The organism is Bacillus cereus group sp. BfR-BA-01383 (genome assembly GCF_022663495.1).
In the GTDB taxonomy this organism is placed as follows: domain Bacteria; phylum Bacillota; class Bacilli; order Bacillales; family Bacillaceae_G; genus Bacillus_A; species Bacillus_A cereus_AU.
In genome coordinates, this window is sequence record NZ_JAKUFP010000027.1 from 15,540 (window position 1) to 32,968 (window position 17,429).

The window sequence follows — 17,429 nt, forward strand, 5'->3', positions numbered from 1 at the left end:
AAGAAGTGTGGAATCGGCAAAGAAAGTGTTTTTTCACGAAATTAAGTTGTGAAGAATATATCGTTTATATAGAAGCTTTTTGTCTTAATAATTAGAATAATTTGATTTGACGGGGGTAAATGAATTAGATTATCATAATGATAAATATCTTTTTTATGTATGCATATAATATATAAAAAGGTGGTTGCTAATGTAGAATTTTGTTAGAGTATTAGAATGCTTACTTCACTTGAATAAAATTAAGTAGGAGGTGGCTTCCTTGCTTACACTGTAAGTAAGGAAAAGTATTTGGACATATATAGTATAAGTATAGTGATTGTTTTAATTGCCTTAACGGCATTTTTCGTTGCAGCAGAATTTGCAATTGTTAAAGTGAGGAGTTCACGAATTGACTCTTTAATTGCAGAAGGAAATAATCGCGCAACATCGGTCAAAACAGTCATTACAAACTTAGACGAATATTTATCTGCTTGTCAGTTAGGAATAACAGTTACAGCTCTAGGGATTGGGTGGTTTGGTAAACCTGCGCTAAAGCAAATGTTTGACACGCTTTTTGCAAATTGGAATATTTCCACTCAACTTGCAGACATTTTTGCTGTAACATTAGTGTTTTTGTTTATTACTTTTTTACACGTTGTAATAGGGGAATTGGCCCCAAAAACATTTGCGATTCAAAAAGCTGAACAAGTAAGTTTGTTTGTTGCTAAGCCGTTAATTTTCTTTTATCGTATTGCATTCCCGTTTATTTGGATCCTCAATGGATCAGCCCGAGTCATTACGAAGTTGCTAGGGTTGAAACCACCGAAAGGACACGATGAGGTTCATTCAGAAGAAGAGTTACGGTTATTAGTTTCAGAAAGTTATAAAAATGGAGAGATTAATCAGTCTGAATATAAATATGTAAATAAGATCTTTGAGTTTGATGATCGTATTGCAAAAGAAATAATGGTACCTCGAACTGAGATGCATATTATTAGTAAAGAAATGCCTGCTGAAGAAGCTTTGCAAAAAATGTCTCAGGAAAAATATACGAGGTATCCAGTTGTTGATGGCGATAAAGACCACGTAATAGGTTTTGTAAACTTTAAAGATATTTTTACAGATTTTGTGCAACATAGAGCTGTTAGTAAAAAGAAAGTAGAACAATATATTAGACCAATTATTTTAGTTATCGACTCTATCCCAATTCATGATTTGTTTTTGAAAATGCAAAAAGAAAGAACGCATATTGCTATATTGATAGATGAATATGGTGGTACATCTGGACTTGTTACTGTTGAAGATATTTTGGAAGAAATTGTTGGAGATATTCAAGATGAGTTTGATACGGATGAACAGCCAGAAATTCAACAAGTTAGTGAAACGAAAACGATACTAGAGGGGAAAGTACTTGTTAGTGATGTGAATACGTTATTAGGTTTAGCGATTGATGATAATGGTGTTGATACAATCGGTGGTTGGATTTTAACGAAGAATATAGAGATTGCTGAAGAGGATTCCATTGAAATTGAAAACTATAAGTTTTGTGTGAAAGAATTAGATGGACGCTATATTAAGAGATTAGAAGTTACAAAAACAGTAGAATCGATTGTTATTTTAGAAGATGAAAAACAAATTTCGTTACAAGAGCAAATTAGTTCGTAAACTCTGCTATATGGCAGAGTTTTTTTGAGCATAATGTTTTTGGTGGAATAGGGGCTATGATACAATTACATAAGTCTTACCTTTCACTAGGTGAAGTATTATTGTATACATATATTTGGAAGGGGAAGAAATATGAAAAAGCATTTATATATAAATGGAGATTGGAAGTCAGTAAACACATATAAACCATTATATGCACCATATTCTGAAGAAACGTTAGCGGAAATTGCACAAGGAACGGAAGAAGATGTTCAAGAGGCTGTTATTTCTGCAAAAAATGCAATGAAAAAGATGAATAAATTATCTGCATACGACCGTGCGACTATATTAGAGAAGGTTGCGCAAAAAATGGATGAAAGAAGAGAAGAATTTGCAGAGATTATTGCAAACGAAGCTGCAAAACCGATACGTGCTGCAAGGGGAGAAGTAGATCGTACTGTTCAAACGTATAAATTTGCAGCTTAAGAAGCGAAGCGTATATATGGTGAGACGTTACCACTCGACGCAGCACCTGGTGCAGATGGACGTATTGCATATACAATTCGAAAGCCGATAGGGGTTATAGGAGCTATTACGCCATTTAATTTCCCATTAAATTTAGTAGCGCATAAAGTCGGACCTGCAATCGCTGCCGGAAATACTGTTGGCGAGGCAATCGTTAAAAATAATGATGTTGCCTCCATTACTTTTACTGGAAGTCCGAAAGTTGGAATTGGAATTAAGGAAAAGGCTGGATTAAAACGGGTTACGTTAGAATTAGGATCAAATGCGGCTGTTATTATTGATGAAGATGTAGAGTTAACAGATGAGATCATTGAACGTGTAAAATGGGGCGCATTTGTTAATAATGGACAAGTTTGTATTTCGGTACAACGTGTTTTTGTACATGAAAAGAGAATAGATGAATTTCTTTCGAAGCTACAGAAAGCGATGGAAACAGTTGTTGTTGGTGATCCGATGATTGAGGAAACGGATGTATCAGCTTTAATTTCGAAAAAAGATGTAGAGCGAATTGAAATGTGGGTACAAGAAGCTATTAAGGAAGGAGCAACTGTTTTATACGGTGGTAAGAAGCTTGATGAAAGGATTTTTGAACCAACGGTATTAACAAATGTTCCTGAGTATGTATCTGTACAGTGCCAAGAAGTATTTGGTCCGTTAATGACAGTAAATACATTTAAAGAATTCGATGAGGCTATAGAGCGAGTAAATAATTCACGTTACGGTCTACAAGCAGGATTGTTTACAAATAATTTGTTTAAAGCTATGCGTGCAATTGATGAGCTTGAAGTTGGTGGTGTCATGATAAATGATATTCCAACGTTCAGAGTAGATCATATGCCTTACGGTGGTGTGAAAGAAAGTGGCACGGGGCGTGAAGGAATTAAATATGCAATAGAAGAAATGACAGAAATGAAATTAGTGTGTATTAAAAAATAAAGTAGATAGAAAGTAAAGATAGCAATAAAAAACGAGTAGGAAATGTTTACGATCCCATACTCGTTTTTTTATTGTTTTTCTACGGTTCTCGGAACTATTTAATTTAATCAAGTGTACCTTTTACTTCATTTCTTGTTTGAAAATATCATCTTCGACATAAATTTGTTCTTTATCTACGGCAGTGCTATGAGATAGTACTAAACCGATTGGTGTTTCTGTTCCTTTATTTTGAACAATTGTAAAGGGAACATTTTTTTCATTTGCTAATTTAATGTATTTTGATAAATGTGGGTAAGCAATGCTACCATTTAGGAATATTTGTAATGATTGAGAAGAACGCATGCTACTCGTTACTTCTGTATATACATTACTTTGCATTACTTGACCGATTGTTAAAGCGATTTCTACACGCTCACGTAATGTAGTTAAATACATATTACGTTCATCTGGTTTGTTTTGCTTTTGGCCGTAAATGCCTTCTTGGAGATAATCTTCCACATTTTTATTTACCATATTTTTCACACCTTTCATTTTCTATTGTACGAAAGAATGAAGTAGGATGCAAAAAAGTTGTATGAAATGTAATGAAGTTGGAACGAGGGGAAGAAAAATGTAATATATGAATCAAACAATTAATTTAGAAATGAAAAAAATTTTATCAACAGATATTAACAAAATGTGACAATAATCTATTAACGAAATGCATTTTTTGTGTTAACATTCAAAATATAAAGGGTATTCGTCGTATGGAAATGGAGGAAATGGGGGTTTTTCCAATCGATAAGGATATTAAAGAAATATTTTGTGCGTACTTGAAAAACAACAGGCACCAATTCGTAGAGAACTGGAAAAACAAAATGATAATTTCCGAAAAAGATCCATTTAAACAAGAAGTAGTTCAAAATGGAGAAGAGTTATTAGAGTTAATTATTGAATTGACTATGGAAGATAAAGGTATTGAATATCTTCAACCATTATGTGAGAAAATTGCTATTGAGCGTGCGGGAGCAGATGCGAATATTGGAGATTTTGTCTATAATGCAAACGTGGGAAGAAATGAACTTTTTGAAGCGATGTGTGAATTAGACGTAAGTGCCCGTGAACTAAAACCAATCATGGCTCAAGTACATACTTGTTTTGACAAATTAATTTATTATACCGTTTTAAAATACTCGGAAATTATTACGAGAAATTTAGAAGAAAAACAGCAATATATTAACGAAACACATAAAGAAAGGTTGACAATTTTAGGGCAAATGTCAGCTAGTTTTGTACATGAATTTCGTAATCCGCTTACTTCAATAATGGGATTTGTCAAATTATTGAAGAGAGATCATCCTAGTTTATCGTATTTAGATATCATTTCGCATGAATTAGATCAATTAAATTTTCGAATCTCGCAATTTTTACTCGTATCGAAAAAAGAAATGTGGAATGAATCGGAACAGTTTTGGCTTAATGATTTGTTTCAAGATATTATACAATTCTTATACCCGAGTTTGGTCAATGCAAATGTTTCGATTGAAAAGAATTTGCCGTATCCAATTCCACTTGTTGGTTATCGGAGTGAAGTGAGACAAGTGGTTTTAAATATTTTAATGAACTCAATTGATGCTCTGGAATCAATGAAAGAAGAACGGAAAATTATCATTGATGTATTTGAAGAAGATCAAGCTATTCGAATTGTGATAAAAAATAATGGACCAATGATTCCGGCAGAAAATGTTGAAACGATTTTTGAACCATTTGTAACTACTAAAAAGTTAGGTACTGGTATTGGGTTGTTTGTATGTAAACAAATTGTAGAAAAACATAATGGATCCATTATGTGTCGTTCAAATAACGATTGGACAGAATTTCAAATTGCATTTCAAAAATAAACAGTCTACACCAAATAAATGGTGTAGACTGTTTTAGTTTGTTAGTATAACGGTTTCTAATTTAGGATCTTTAGTTGAGTAACCTACTATGGAAATTGTATAAATTATATTCGGTTCAACATTGAATTTTGGTATAGTTAACAACACGTTTTTATTATCCGCAAGTGAAACTTCAATATCTGCTATACCAGGGCTAACTTCTAAAAAATCTGTTATTTGTTTAAAGAGCACATTTTCAAATAAATGATCTCCACCTTTTAAATCTACATTTACAATAGGGGTATCGGGAGAAAAATGTGCAAAGCGTATTTTAGCTTGGCCAGATGGTAAATGCGTATTATCAAGTATAGGTTGTAATTGTAGGTGATCATCACTATTTATTGCGGCAAGAGTATAAGTGTGATTTCCCATTAGTGGTATTAGAGCTGAAAAAATTGGTGATTCATTTCCAACAGGCACAATATCTATACGGTATTTGCCTTGCACTAATGATAAATAGGGGCTAAATTGCTTAAATGAAATGTTTTTAATCACCTTTTGCCCATTTACTAAAATATCAACTGAGGGTGTGTTTGGAGCAGAATGAAAAATCCTTATATGTGATGGTAAAGCAGCTTCTTGTGAATCTCTTTTTTCATATGCCTGTACAAGTTTTGTAAGCACATCGTAATATTTCATATATAGTTCTACATATTTTTTGGGATTACTATATTGATAGTAACGAGCAAGCTGTTCGTAACGAGCAGCTTCTTGTCCATATTTTTCGATTTCAGATTGAGACATGTACATTCCTCCTTTGTCATCATTAAAACTATATGCGAAGTGAGAAAGGGGTTATGCGAAAAAAATTGTTTTTTTAAGGAGAAACGAAAATATATTATTCATTTTGATAACACGAAGCTTATCTTTACATGTAAGTTAAAATGAAAATTTTAACGCATTATCCGAAAGAAGTCTCCTTCCTCAAGCGTGTGAAAGACGATAGTCTAGCGGTAGGAAGCGATCCGCTTATTAGCGTTGGCATAAATAGTAACAAAATAACCTTTGGAACAAGGGAGTTAGCTCGGCTGTCCTAAGACAAATTCGTTAGCTATCAAAAGTAGCGATGAACCGAGAAGCCCCCACTTCGGGGTAAGCTCGTAAGAGATACTAAGTGGTGGGTAGTTCACACAAGTATTAATCGGCAGATCGAAAGCATGTCAACCTAGGGATTTTTTTAATTATAGGCAAATACACATACAAAGTGATAATTGTCCTACATAAATTATAAAGGAAAGGTAGTTTGACTATGAGGAAAGGAGCGGTACATTGGGATGGTGATATCCCGATAGTAATTGTGAATGGAGTTATGGAGGACTTTGTGCTAAAGGCTGTAGGATGCATTTTGAATTTGAAGTATGGTTTTTTCTATTTATTTTAGCAAGTGACGGTATTAACCGAAAAAGAGCGTCGTGCCGAACTGATTAATGTGGTTAATCGGTTCTTTTTTTATTGTATAAAAAGAAAGATATTATATGTTAAATGTTAGTTGTTATAAAAATAATTGTTATTCATTTAGTGAAGTTAAGTGTCGAAATTTGTTTAAAAATATGCAACGCAAAGTAGGATAATAGGAAGGAGTTTAAAGGGAGTACTGTCGAAGTTTACACAATGTCGGTATTTGAGGGAAGCTGACATTATGTTAGTAAAACATTTAGTGTGATAATCATTTTATATAAGGGAGGGTTATTTGAGCGTATAGATAAGGATTGGTCTTCTTTTTAGGTTCTGAATTTTCTGTTTTTAAAAATATTTTTTAGCACTCATTTGTATATTTTATAATAGTTTTTTGATAAATTCACTGCTTTTGCAGAGGATTCTTTTTTATGAAAGAAACGTCAATTTTCTTCATACATATATACAAATTGGAGAAATGGGGGAGCGCTATGCGCGATTACTTAATTAAACCACTTGTTGGTCAGCCGTATCCAATGATTTCACATGGAAAAGGTGTCTATTTATATGATCAGAACGGAAATAAATATTTTGATGGCTCGTCAGGAGCAATTACGGCAGGTATTGGGCATGGCGTAAAGGAGATTGCAGACGTTATTAAAAAGCAAGCAGAGGAGATTGCTTTCGTTTATAGATCACAGTTTACGAGTGAGCCAGCTGAAAAATTAGCGAAGAAGTTAAGTGATTTAAGTGTAGGAGATTTGAACTGGAGCTTTTTTGTGAATAGTGGTACGGAAGCGAATGAAACAGCTATGAAAATCGCAATTCAGCATTTTCAGGAACGCGGTATTCAAGGGAAACATAAAATTTTATCAAGATGGATGAGCTATCACGGTATTACGATGGGGGCTTTATCAATGTCTGGACATCCTTTGCGCAGGCAACGATTCGTATCTATTTTGGAAGATTATCCAACGATCCCAGCTCCATATTGTTTCAGATGTCCCGTTCAAAAGGTATATCCAACTTGTCAGATTGCTTGTGCGACTGAACTAGAAAGATCAATTGAAAGAATTGGTGCAGAGCATATTGCAGCTTTTATCGCTGAACCGATTATCGGAGCAGCTGGAGGAGCGGTTGTTCCCCCGAAAGAATATTATAAAGTAATTAAAGATATTTGTAGTCATTACGATATTTTATTTATTGCAGATGAAGTAATGACTGGGCTTGGTCGTACTGGTGCATGGTTTGCAATGGAGCATTGGGGTGTAGAACCGGATATTATGACACTTGGTAAAGGATTAGGAGCTGGATATACACCGATGGCAGCGACTGTTGTAAGTGACCGCGTTATGGAGCCGATATTACGTGGGTCACGTTCTGTTATGAGCGGGCATACGTTAAGTGCAAATCCATTGTCTGCAGCAACGGCACTAGCTGTTATTGAATATATGGAGAAGCATAATCTACCTGAAAAAACAGCAGAAAAGGGAGAGTATTTAATAAAAGGGTTACAGAAAGTTCAGCAACAATCGACAATCATTGCTGATGTGCGCGGAAAAGGGTTGCTGATTGGAGTAGAATTGCAATCGTTTACAAAAGCGTCTGAACTTATTTCGGTTGCAGCTAAAAATGGACTTCTTTTATACCAAGCTGTTTCAGGGCAAGCAGGAAAAGAAGATAGTGCACTGCTTGTAGCACCGCCAATGACAACTACATATTCCGAGTTAGATGAATTACTTTCAATTTTTGCAAAAAGTGTAGAAGAGATGATGCAAAAAGGAGGGCATAGTATCGCATGACAACTATTACAAATACATTCGGTAAATTAAAAGAAATAGAGGAAGTAATTTCTTTGTTCCATGATGATATGACATTAATGTTTGGGGGATTTGGGGGGATTGGATCCCCTCCATCTTTAATACAGGCTATTTTAGAAAAAGGAGTTACAAATTTAAATTTAATAGGAAATGACACTGGATTTCCTGATGTAGGAATCGGTCGTCTTGTTACGAATGAAAGGGTAAAGTCATTAATTACTTCTCATATTGGCTCAAACCCAAATGCAGGAAGACAGCTAAACGAAGGAAGATTACAAATAGAGTTTTCCCCGCAAGGAACATTAGCAGAGCGTATTCGTGCTGGAGGCGTTGGGCTTGGTGGAGTTTTAGTTGACGTTGGTTTGGATACGATTGTAGAAGAGGGAAAACGAACAGTTGAAATGAACGGTAAGACCTATTTAGTTGAAACAGCATTAACTGCTGAAGTTGCGATTGTTTATGCGAAAAAGGCAGATCCATTTGGCAATCTTGTATTCGACAAAAGTGCGCGAAATATGAATCCTCATGTAGCTATGGCTGGGGATATAACGATTGTAGAAGCAGAAGAAATAGTTCCGCTTGGAAGTTTAGATCCAGAGGAAATCGTAGTTCCAGGTGTATTCGTAAATTATGTCGTGCCATCGGAAGGAGTGAATTGGAAATGGGTATGGGCGTAGAAGTGCGAGATAAGATTGCTAGACGTGCTGCGAAAGAAATACAAAATGGCATGATCGTAAATTTAGGTATTGGAATTCCATCGCTAGTACCAAATCATTTACCAGAAGATATAAACGTTATGTTTCATGCGGAAAATGGAATCGTAGGTATGGGGCCTACGCCAAGCAAAGGAAATGAAGACGAAAATTTATGTAACGCAGCAGGTTTACCAACTTCTCTTATTACAGGAGCAAGTTATTTCGATAGTTGCATGGCGTTTGGGATGATTCGAAAAGGTTTACTAGACATAACAATTCTTGGTTCATTACAAGTAAGTGAGAATGGTGATTTAGCAAACTGGATTGTACCTGGGAAACGTGTTCCAGGTATTGGAGGAGCAATGGATTTAGCACAAAAAGCGAAGCGGGTCGTTGTTGTGATGAATCATGTTGATAAATACGGAAATGCAAAAATTGTTTCAGAGTGTACATTGCCATTAACTTCAAAGAAATGTGTAGATTTAATTATTACAGATATGGCGGTAATGGAAGTGACTTCGAATGGACTCATTTTGCAAGAATTAATGAGCCCGTACACAGTGGAAGATATAAAACAACATACGGAAGCTGATTTTAAAATTGGCTCTAACTTACTAGTAATTGAATGAGGGGAGATGTAAAATATGGAGCAATTAAAACAACAGGTTTGCGATTATATTGAGAGCCATGAAGAGGAAAGTGTGAAATTTTTAAAACGATTAATTCAAGAAAAAAGTGTATCTGGTGATGAAAGTGGTGCGCAGGCAATTGTGATTGAAAAGCTACGTGAGTTAGGTTTAGATCTTGATATTTGGGAGCCATCTTTTTCTAAAATGAAAGATCATCCTTATTTTGTATCACCGCGTACAAGTTTTTCAGACAGCCCGAACATTGTTGCAACTTTAAAAGGAAGCGGCGATGGGAAATCTATGATATTAAATGGGCATATTGATGTAGTACCAGAAGGAGATGTAAATCAGTGGGACCATCACCCTTATAGTGGTGAGAAAATAGGGAATCGTATATATGGACGTGGAACAACGGATATGAAAGGCGGCAATGTCGCACTTATGCTTGCGATGGAAGCGATTATTGCATCTGGTATTGAATTAAAAGGAGATATCTATTTTCAAAGTGTAATAGAAGAAGAAAGCGGCGGGGCTGGAACATTAGCGACTATATTACGAGGATATAAAGCGGATGGTGTAATTATTCCAGAGCCGACTAATATGAAGTTTTTCCCGAAACAACAAGGGTCTATGTGGTTTCGTCTACATGTGAAAGGAAAAGCAGCACACGGTGGTACACGTTATGAAGGAGTAAGTGCAATTGAAAAAAGTATGTTTGTTGTAGATCATTTGAGAAAATTAGAAGAGAAGAGAAATGATCGAATTACAGATCCGTTATTTAAAGGAATTCCGATTCCAATTCCAATTAATATTGGGAAAATTGAAGGTGGTAGCTGGCCAAGTTCTGTTCCTGATTCGTTAATTTTAGAAGGAAGATGTGGTATCGCGCCGAATGAGACTATAGAGGCAGCAAAAGAAGAGTTTGAGAGTTGGATTGCTGAATTAAATGATGTGGACAATTGGTTTGTTGAAAATCCAGTAGAAGTAGAATGGTTTGGAGCGAGATGGGTTCCTGGTGAACTAGAAGAAAATCATGAGCTAATTACAACACTTCAGCATAACTTTGTTGAAATTGAAGGGAACGAACCAATTATTGAAGCATCTCCGTGGGGGACTGATGGAGGTTTATTTACACAAATCGCCAATGTGCCAACGATAGTATTCGGTCCAGGGGAGACGAAAGTAGCACATTATCCAAACGAATATATAGAAGTTGATAAAATGATAGCTGCCGCAAAAATTATTGCATGTACATTACTAGATTGGTGTGAGGTGAAAAAATGAAATACTATGAATCTTTTAGAGAACAGACAAGCCGTTATACAGTAGAAGGAGTTGTAGATTATTTTAATAAACGTATTCGAGTAGATCACTATACAGGAAATGTGGAAAGTATTATACAAATAATTGACGAACTAGCAGAGAAACATGCTTTCACTAAATGTATTATAAAAGGAAAGGGAGAGCATGTTTCAACATGGCTCTCTTTCGGTTTCTTATTGGAAGCAACGATACCTCATTATTTTCAAGGACATGATGCGTACTTCTTCGTGAAATATCATAATGATGAAAGACGAAATAGTATTCATTGGACTGAGGAAGATACCATTTTAAGTGGTGTAAAAGCAAAAGAAGTGAAAGAAAAAATAGTCCCAGAGGAGTTTGTGTTAAGAAAAGCGACAGAAGAGGATGCGGAAGAATTAGCAATTGTCTTTGGGAAAGTATTTGAAGTTTATCCGACACCTTTAAATGAAGCGAGTTATGTAAAGCAGACGATGAAGGAGGACGATACAATTTACTATGTTTATGAATTAAAAGGGAAAATAATTAGCACAGCATCTGCTGAAATGAACGTGAAAGAGGGTAATGCAGAATTAACGAATTGTGCTACATTACCTGAATATCGAAAACATGGTTTTATGAAAAGTTTGTTAATTAAGTTAGAGGAAGAACTTCAAGAAAAATCTATTTTTTGTTCCTATACAATTGCTCGTTCGCTATCTTTCGGTATGAATGCAGCCTTTCATCAATTAGGCTATACATATACGGGAAGGCTCGCGAATAATTGCTACATTTTTGATAAGTTGGAAGATATGAATATATGGGTGAAAGATTTATCCAGCTATTCGAAAGCAGTAAGACTCCCGCCTCAAAATTCGGCTGTAAAGCAAAGAAATTAAGTTGGATTCGGATTAATAATCAGTGGGGATGAATAAAGCCCCACTGATTAAATTTTCACTTAACCATAAATAAGCAATAGAAATATATACAAAATTCATCAAAATAATAGAACGGAATCGTCATGCTTATAATCGCACAGAGGAGTGCCGAAAATCCGGCATGTATTTGCTGAATTTTCGGCAAAAGGGGGGATGACATTGCTAGCAGTTTCGACACAAGAAGTCATTGAGGCGATTTTGGGTAGTATAGATGAGGCCATACACGCAGTAGATGAAAATGGGATTACGATCTTTTATAATACAGTTGCTGCAAAACATGATGGATCCAAAATTGAAAAAGTATTAGGTAAGCATTTGTTAGAAGCGTTTCCTTCTTTATCTAGGGAAACAAGTACATTGATGAAAGTATTAGATACGAAAAAACCAATTGTACATCAAGTACAGCATTATCAAAACTTAAATGGGGAAGACGTTTGTACAGTAAATACGACGCTACCTATATTTATTGATGGGAATATTGCCGGTGCTGTTGAAATTGCAAAGGACTATTCTACAATTCAACAACTTACTGATACAATTGTCGATTTACAGTCAAAAATAAAGCGATCATCTAACAAAAAAGTGATCAAAAAGCATGTTGCGTTTGAGACGATAGTAACTAATGATGCTCGGTTTAAACAGACGAAAGCGTTAGCGCAAAAAGTAGCGCCAACTGATGCAAATGTTTTAATATATGGTGAAACGGGAACAGGAAAAGAACTGTTCGTGCAAGCAATTCATGAAGCTTCTAAAAGAAAAAACAAGCCATTTATTGCGCAAAACTGTGCAGCTTTACCAGAATCACTATTAGAAAGCTTATTGTTTGGAACGACAAAAGGTAGCTATACAGGGGCGATTGAACGGGCCGGATTATTTGAACTTGTAGATGGAGGGACATTATTTTTAGATGAACTGAATTCAATGCCGCTCGATTTACAAGCGAAAATGCTACGTGTATTAGAGGATGGGGTCATTAGACGAATCGGTGATAATAAAACGAGAAAAGTAGATGTTCGCGTTATTACCGCAATGAATCAGCCACCAGAAGTATGTTTAAGAGAGAATAAAATTCGCACTGATTTATATTATAGATTAAATGTGTTTTCATTATATATCCCACCACTACGTGAAAGAACTGAGGATGTATTGTTATTAGCGTCTTATTTCTTGAAGGAATATAATAAAAGTTATAAAAAAGGTGTACTTCAAATGGATAAGGAAGCGAAAGAACGATTACAAGCTTATCAATGGCCTGGAAATGTTCGTGAGTTAAAACATACGATAGAGCATGCTGTCATTATTGCAGAAGGGAATATATTAACAGCCAATTGTTTACCGCGTACATTTCGGAAAGAGAATCTTCCAAAGAAGAAGAGCATTTTACCACTTAGAGAAGCACTTCATCAAACGGAAAAGGAATTAATAGATCAAGCGTTAATTGAAACGGAAGGGAATATACTACAAGCCGCAAAAATGTTAGGTATCCCTCGTCAAACGCTTCAATATAAACTGAGCAAGTACGACAAAACCGCCGAATAATCGGCGGTTTTTGTGTGTTTGCACCAATAAAAGGGCGTTTACATATATAAAATGTAATGAATATGATGGTATGTCTCGATTTAGTACAGCACTTAAAAATATTTTTTCTCTTATGTAATAGGATACTCCGCACATTTACTTATCAACAAAGTAAAGTTGGCATAATTATTGCTTATATAAAGGATGAGCGTATAAAAAGGGGGAATAGCAATGTTACATGATGTATACAAACCAAATCGTCACTGGAAGGATATCGAATTATGGAAAGATGTTACTGAAGAACAATGGAATGATTGGGTTTGGCAATTAACGAATACGATCAAAACTTTAGATGATTTAAAGAAAGTGATTAATTTAACACCTGATGAAGAAGAAGGCGTTAAAATTTCAACGAAAACGATCCCGTTAAACATTACACCGTACTATGCTTGGCTAATGAATCCTGATGACCCACGCTGTCCGATTCGGATGCAATCAGTACCGATTTCGGAAGAGTTATATAAAACAAAATATGATTTAGAAGATCCGCTTCATGAAGATGAAGATTCACCAGTTCCAGGGCTGACACATCGTTATCCTGACCGCGTACTATTCTTAGTAACAAATCAATGCTCTATGTATTGTCGTTACTGTACGCGCCGTCGTTTTAGTGGACAAATTGGAATGGGTGTACCGAAGAAACAATTAGACGATGCGATTGCATACATTCGTGAAACACCGCAGGTACGAGATGTACTGATCTCTGGTGGGGACGGTCTTCTAATTAACGATAAAATTTTAGAATATGTATTAAAAAATTTACGAGAAATTCCGCATGTTGAGATTATTCGTATCGGAACGAGAGCGCCAGTAGTATTCCCGCAGCGTATTACAGAAAACCTTTGTAATATTATTAAAAAATACCATCCAGTATGGTTAAATACGCATTTTAACACTTCTATTGAGATTACAGAAGAATCGAAACTAGCATGTGAAATGCTCGCAAATGCAGGTGTTCCAATCGGAAACCAAGCTGTAATTCTGGCCGGAATTAATGACAGCGTTCCAATTATGAAAAAACTTATGCATGATTTAGTGAAAATTCGTGTTCGTCCATATTATATTTACCAATGTGATCTATCAGAAGGTATCGGTCATTTCCGTGCGCCAGTATCTAAAGGCCTTGAAATTATTGAGGGCTTACGCGGACATACTTCAGGTTATGCAGTACCGACATTCGTTGTTGATGCACCGGGCGGGGGCGGAAAAATTGCGCTTCAGCCAAACTATTTAATTTCACAAAGTGCGGATAAAGTTGTACTTCGTAACTTTGAAGGGGTTATTACGACGTATCCCGAACCAGAGAGCTACATTCCAGGAAGAGCTGAAGGTTACTTTAAAGAAATTTATCCGAACTACGAAGAAAAACGATCTGATGTTGGTATCGCAGGTTTAATGAGCGATAAGAAATTTAACCTTGTTCCAGACGATTTACAGCGTATGAACCGTCGTAAAGACTATGAAGATAATGAAACGCATGCATCTTTAAAAGATAAACGTGATAAGCGAGACCAATTAAAAGATAAAAAATATCAATCGCAAATGGCTAAATTAGAAGAAAATGACAAAAAAACTGAGGGTGATGCAGTATGAATTGTATGTGGTGTGACAGTACAGAAGCGAAAGAAAGCTTGAATACTGTATATTGGGAATTACCAGATGGTACGAAAGCCATTGAAATCCAAGAGACACCATGTATTTCTTGCTCCTCATGTGGAATGGACTATCAATCAGACCATACTGTAAAAGAAATTGAAGATCAGTTATTTTTAATTTATACGAAAGACTTGCCAAAACAACTAACATATGAAGAATTGATGGGAAGACCACGATTATTAAAAAGGAATTATTTCGACTTTTAACCAGCTTTTATGCTGGTTTTTTTCTTTTTCGCCTTGTATAATGTACCCAAGTTAGAAAGGTAGGGAATACGTTTGAAAAAGACATTTTACCATTATATGATGAAACATCGTGCAGCTTTATTTAAAAATGAAATATCCGATTTAGCAGAGGCGATGTATGATGATTTAAGTTTTCCGAAGCAATCTGAAGACTATGATGAAATTAGTTCGTACTTAGAGTTAAGTGGAATGCTAGAAAGTATGTCTATATTTGATGAAGCATGGGATTTATACATACAAGAGAGATAGAAACAAAATGAAAACATACAGAATACATTACTGTTATAAAGTGAAGTATTCTGTATGTTTTTTTATACGAAATATCTTGATTTTGAGCTAGTTTACTTACTAGCTTTTTTTGCGTTGTATATTATTTTATGTGGTGATATTTTTTTATTGAAAAAATTTATGAATATAAGCTTATGTGATAAGCGTTTTTATGTAGGTTGCATATACTGTTATCAAAATCACGACGTTAAAAAAAGGAGAGATATAGATGGCAAGAAAAAAACAACCTAAATACAACGTAGGGGACATAGTCGTGATTACGCTATATGGAACCGTTGGAAAAATCACAAATATGAAATTATATTTTTACTACATAATTATTCTATGCTATACTTTCCTCACCTGCGATATATTAGGAGGTTAAAAGGAAATGGAATTTGTAGCAATTTATATGCGATTGTCGCGTGATTCTTCACAAAATGGAATTGAAGAATCATTAGAAAATCACCGTTTAGCTTTAACAAGGATTTGTAAAACAAATGGATGGAAGCATGATATATACGAAGAGATAGCTTCAGGAGTGTCTCCAGAGCGCGAGCAATTAAACTTGCTCTTGAGCAGACTTCATGATTATACAGCAATATTAACTATGGATGTTGACCGAATTGGTCGTGATCCAGAACATAACGAGAAAGTCCTAAAAATGCTTATACTTAACGGAATAAAGATTATTACGCCTAGTGGTGAATATGACTTTTCAAATGAAAACTCACAGATGTTATATAGAATGCAGTCTATGTTAAGTTCATTCGAATACTCTGCTATACGTAAGAGACTCGGTCGAGGAAAGTTTTTAGAAGCGAGTAAAGGCCATTGGGTGATGAACAATATTCCATTGGGTTATCAAAAAAATTATGAAACAAAACGTTTAGAAATAGACGAAGGTGAATCAAAAATTATACGTTACATCTTTGAAAAAACCTTAGAAGGTTATTCAGTTAACAAAATATCTCAAGACCTGGATGCCTTTGGTTGGCGTTCAAAAAAAGGATCAGTCTTATCAACGGCTCATATTAGTCAGATGAGACGTAATCCATTGTATTACGGTGTTGTTAGATATGAGAGAAAGAATGAGTTAGGAAGAGTCCTTGAAAATTGTTGGGTTGAGGATGCTCATCCCGGTATAGTCACGAAAGAAGAATTTCTAATGTGTCAAGAGGTTATTAAAAATAATAGCAATAAGAAGTTTAAGACTCATGGAAAAATTAATCATATTCTACAAGGTTTAATTTATTGCGCAAAATGTGGTCGGAAACGGTATATTTGTGTAGATCGTAAGAATGTTCCTTATATCAAAGCGGATGGGTCAAAAATAGAAAATGTAAGGTGTTCAGATGCTGGCATGGCCTTAGACCCAGTCACGAAAGCAGTAATAGAAGAAGTTAAAAAGCTGAAACCGGAACTAGAAGCAGAGGTAATTCTTTTAAAGAAGAGAGATACAACAAAGATAGAGAAAGAGTTAAATAATCAATTATCAGAAACAGAGACGAATAAGAATAAGCTTAATAACAAGAAGAAGAACTTAGTTGAGATGCGTATGAATGGAGAAATTACTAAAGACGAGTTTCTACAGTTTAAGGATAGCTTGGATGAACAAATTCGATACGCAGATGATATGATTCAACTGCTTCGAATGAAGCTAAATAATTTAAACAACACTGAAGATGAGATGGGGAAATTAGAACAGTTTATATGGATTATAAACAACCTCGATAATCTATCAGCAGAGAGAATAAATGCTTTCTTGCGAAGCATCATCAAAAGAGTTCTGTTCTCCAGAAATATAGAAAGCAATCCTAACACTACCAAAAGAGCTGATGTGGAACCAACGGTTGAAATCGAGTGGGTGCAATAAATTAAAAGATGTAGTGCAGTTCTAGAATAGTCTTTAGGAGATCTAG

Annotated in this window: 14 protein-coding genes and 1 pseudogene; 13 read left to right on the forward strand and 2 right to left on the reverse strand. The window is 35.2% G+C overall.

Going from position 1 to position 17,429, the window contains the following annotated elements:
• Positions 1–288: 288 nt before the first annotated feature.
• Together MR065_RS20190 and MR065_RS20195 are read left to right on the forward strand one after the other, a co-directional pair.
• A complete protein-coding gene (locus MR065_RS20190; protein WP_242214889.1) occupies positions 289–1,644 on the forward strand; it encodes a hemolysin family protein in 1,356 nt (451 codons plus the stop codon).
• Between the two features lie 132 nt (positions 1,645–1,776).
• Positions 1,777–3,084 (forward strand): annotated as a pseudogene (locus MR065_RS20195) (aldehyde dehydrogenase family protein).
• Positions 3,085–3,204: 120 nt separating this feature from the next.
• On the opposite strand, the gene MR065_RS20200 reads toward MR065_RS20195, so the two are convergent.
• Positions 3,205–3,597 carry a YueI family protein gene (locus MR065_RS20200; RefSeq protein ID WP_098266699.1) on the reverse strand — a complete coding sequence of 131 codons (393 nt, stop codon included), beginning with the start codon at positions 3,595–3,597 and terminating at the stop codon, positions 3,205–3,207.
• A gap of 233 nt (positions 3,598–3,830) precedes the next feature.
• Between MR065_RS20200 and MR065_RS20205 the strand changes: the two genes are divergently transcribed.
• Complete coding sequence (locus MR065_RS20205) at positions 3,831–4,964, forward strand: BA2291 family sporulation histidine kinase (protein ID WP_097906048.1); 1,134 nt, start codon at positions 3,831–3,833, stop codon at positions 4,962–4,964.
• Positions 4,965–4,997: 33 nt separating this feature from the next.
• On the opposite strand, the gene MR065_RS20210 is transcribed toward MR065_RS20205, so the two are convergent.
• On the reverse strand, positions 4,998–5,747 hold the full coding sequence (locus MR065_RS20210) for a DUF4397 domain-containing protein (protein ID WP_242214890.1): 750 nt from the start codon (positions 5,745–5,747) through the stop codon (positions 4,998–5,000).
• A gap of 1,142 nt (positions 5,748–6,889) precedes the next feature.
• Between MR065_RS20210 and MR065_RS20215 the strand changes: the two genes are divergently transcribed.
• The 10 genes from MR065_RS20215 (at position 6,890) to MR065_RS20260 (ending at position 17,383) form a co-directional block, all read left to right on the forward strand.
• Entirely contained in the window at positions 6,890–8,200 is a 1,311-nt protein-coding gene (locus tag MR065_RS20215; protein ID WP_098768135.1) for an aspartate aminotransferase family protein, read from the forward strand.
• On the forward strand, positions 8,197–8,895 hold the full coding sequence (gene atoD, locus MR065_RS20220) for an acetate CoA-transferase subunit alpha (protein ID WP_097906051.1): 699 nt from the start codon (positions 8,197–8,199) through the stop codon (positions 8,893–8,895). The genes MR065_RS20215 and atoD overlap by 4 nt, the downstream gene beginning before the upstream one ends.
• Positions 8,880–9,542 carry a CoA transferase subunit B gene (locus MR065_RS20225; RefSeq protein WP_097906052.1) on the forward strand — a complete coding sequence of 221 codons (663 nt, stop codon included), beginning with the start codon at positions 8,880–8,882 and terminating at the stop codon, positions 9,540–9,542. The genes atoD and MR065_RS20225 overlap by 16 nt, the downstream gene beginning before the upstream one ends.
• Positions 9,543–9,557: 15 nt before the next feature.
• Positions 9,558–10,826 carry a peptidase gene (locus tag MR065_RS20230; RefSeq protein ID WP_242214891.1) on the forward strand — a complete coding sequence of 423 codons (1,269 nt, stop codon included), beginning with the start codon at positions 9,558–9,560 and terminating at the stop codon, positions 10,824–10,826.
• Positions 10,823–11,722: a putative beta-lysine N-acetyltransferase gene (gene ablB, locus MR065_RS20235; protein WP_242214892.1), complete on the forward strand. Its 900-nt coding sequence runs from the start codon at positions 10,823–10,825 to the stop codon at positions 11,720–11,722. Before MR065_RS20230 ends, ablB begins: the two co-directional genes overlap by 4 nt.
• 192 nt (positions 11,723–11,914) lie before the next feature.
• The gene (gene rocR / locus MR065_RS20240; RefSeq protein WP_242214893.1) at positions 11,915–13,300 is read left to right on the forward strand and encodes an arginine utilization transcriptional regulator RocR; all 1,386 of its coding nucleotides are present in this window, start codon (positions 11,915–11,917) and stop codon (positions 13,298–13,300) included.
• Positions 13,301–13,510: 210 nt separating this feature from the next.
• Positions 13,511–14,932, forward strand: coding sequence for a lysine 2,3-aminomutase (gene kamA, locus MR065_RS20245; protein ID WP_098266706.1), 1,422 nt, complete (start codon positions 13,511–13,513; stop codon positions 14,930–14,932).
• Complete coding sequence (locus MR065_RS20250) at positions 14,929–15,201, forward strand: YokU family protein (RefSeq protein WP_000995763.1); 273 nt, start codon at positions 14,929–14,931, stop codon at positions 15,199–15,201. Before kamA ends, MR065_RS20250 begins: the two co-directional genes overlap by 4 nt.
• Positions 15,202–15,273: 72 nt before the next feature.
• Entirely contained in the window at positions 15,274–15,489 is a 216-nt protein-coding gene (locus tag MR065_RS20255; protein WP_071745820.1) for a YozE family protein, read from the forward strand.
• 409 nt (positions 15,490–15,898) lie between these two features.
• Complete coding sequence (locus tag MR065_RS20260; protein ID WP_242214894.1) at positions 15,899–17,383, forward strand: recombinase family protein; 1,485 nt, start codon at positions 15,899–15,901, stop codon at positions 17,381–17,383.
• Positions 17,384–17,429 lie beyond the last annotated feature (46 nt).

Coding starts and splice junctions, on each gene's coding strand:
- MR065_RS20200 (WP_098266699.1), bottom strand. CDS start 3,597: ATGGTAAATAAAAATGTGGAAGATTATCTCCAAGAAGGCATTTACGGC.
- MR065_RS20205 (WP_097906048.1), top strand. CDS start 3,831: ATGGAAATGGAGGAAATGGGGGTTTTTCCAATCGATAAGGATATTAAA.
- MR065_RS20210 (WP_242214890.1), bottom strand. CDS start 5,747: ATGTCTCAATCTGAAATCGAAAAATATGGACAAGAAGCTGCTCGTTAC.
- MR065_RS20215 (WP_098768135.1), top strand. CDS start 6,890: ATGCGCGATTACTTAATTAAACCACTTGTTGGTCAGCCGTATCCAATG.
- atoD (WP_097906051.1), top strand. CDS start 8,197: ATGACAACTATTACAAATACATTCGGTAAATTAAAAGAAATAGAGGAA.
- MR065_RS20225 (WP_097906052.1), top strand. CDS start 8,880: ATGGGTATGGGCGTAGAAGTGCGAGATAAGATTGCTAGACGTGCTGCG.
- MR065_RS20230 (WP_242214891.1), top strand. CDS start 9,558: ATGGAGCAATTAAAACAACAGGTTTGCGATTATATTGAGAGCCATGAA.
- ablB (WP_242214892.1), top strand. CDS start 10,823: ATGAAATACTATGAATCTTTTAGAGAACAGACAAGCCGTTATACAGTA.
- rocR (WP_242214893.1), top strand. CDS start 11,915: ATGACATTGCTAGCAGTTTCGACACAAGAAGTCATTGAGGCGATTTTG.
- kamA (WP_098266706.1), top strand. CDS start 13,511: ATGTTACATGATGTATACAAACCAAATCGTCACTGGAAGGATATCGAA.
- MR065_RS20250 (WP_000995763.1), top strand. CDS start 14,929: ATGAATTGTATGTGGTGTGACAGTACAGAAGCGAAAGAAAGCTTGAAT.
- MR065_RS20260 (WP_242214894.1), top strand. CDS start 15,899: ATGGAATTTGTAGCAATTTATATGCGATTGTCGCGTGATTCTTCACAA.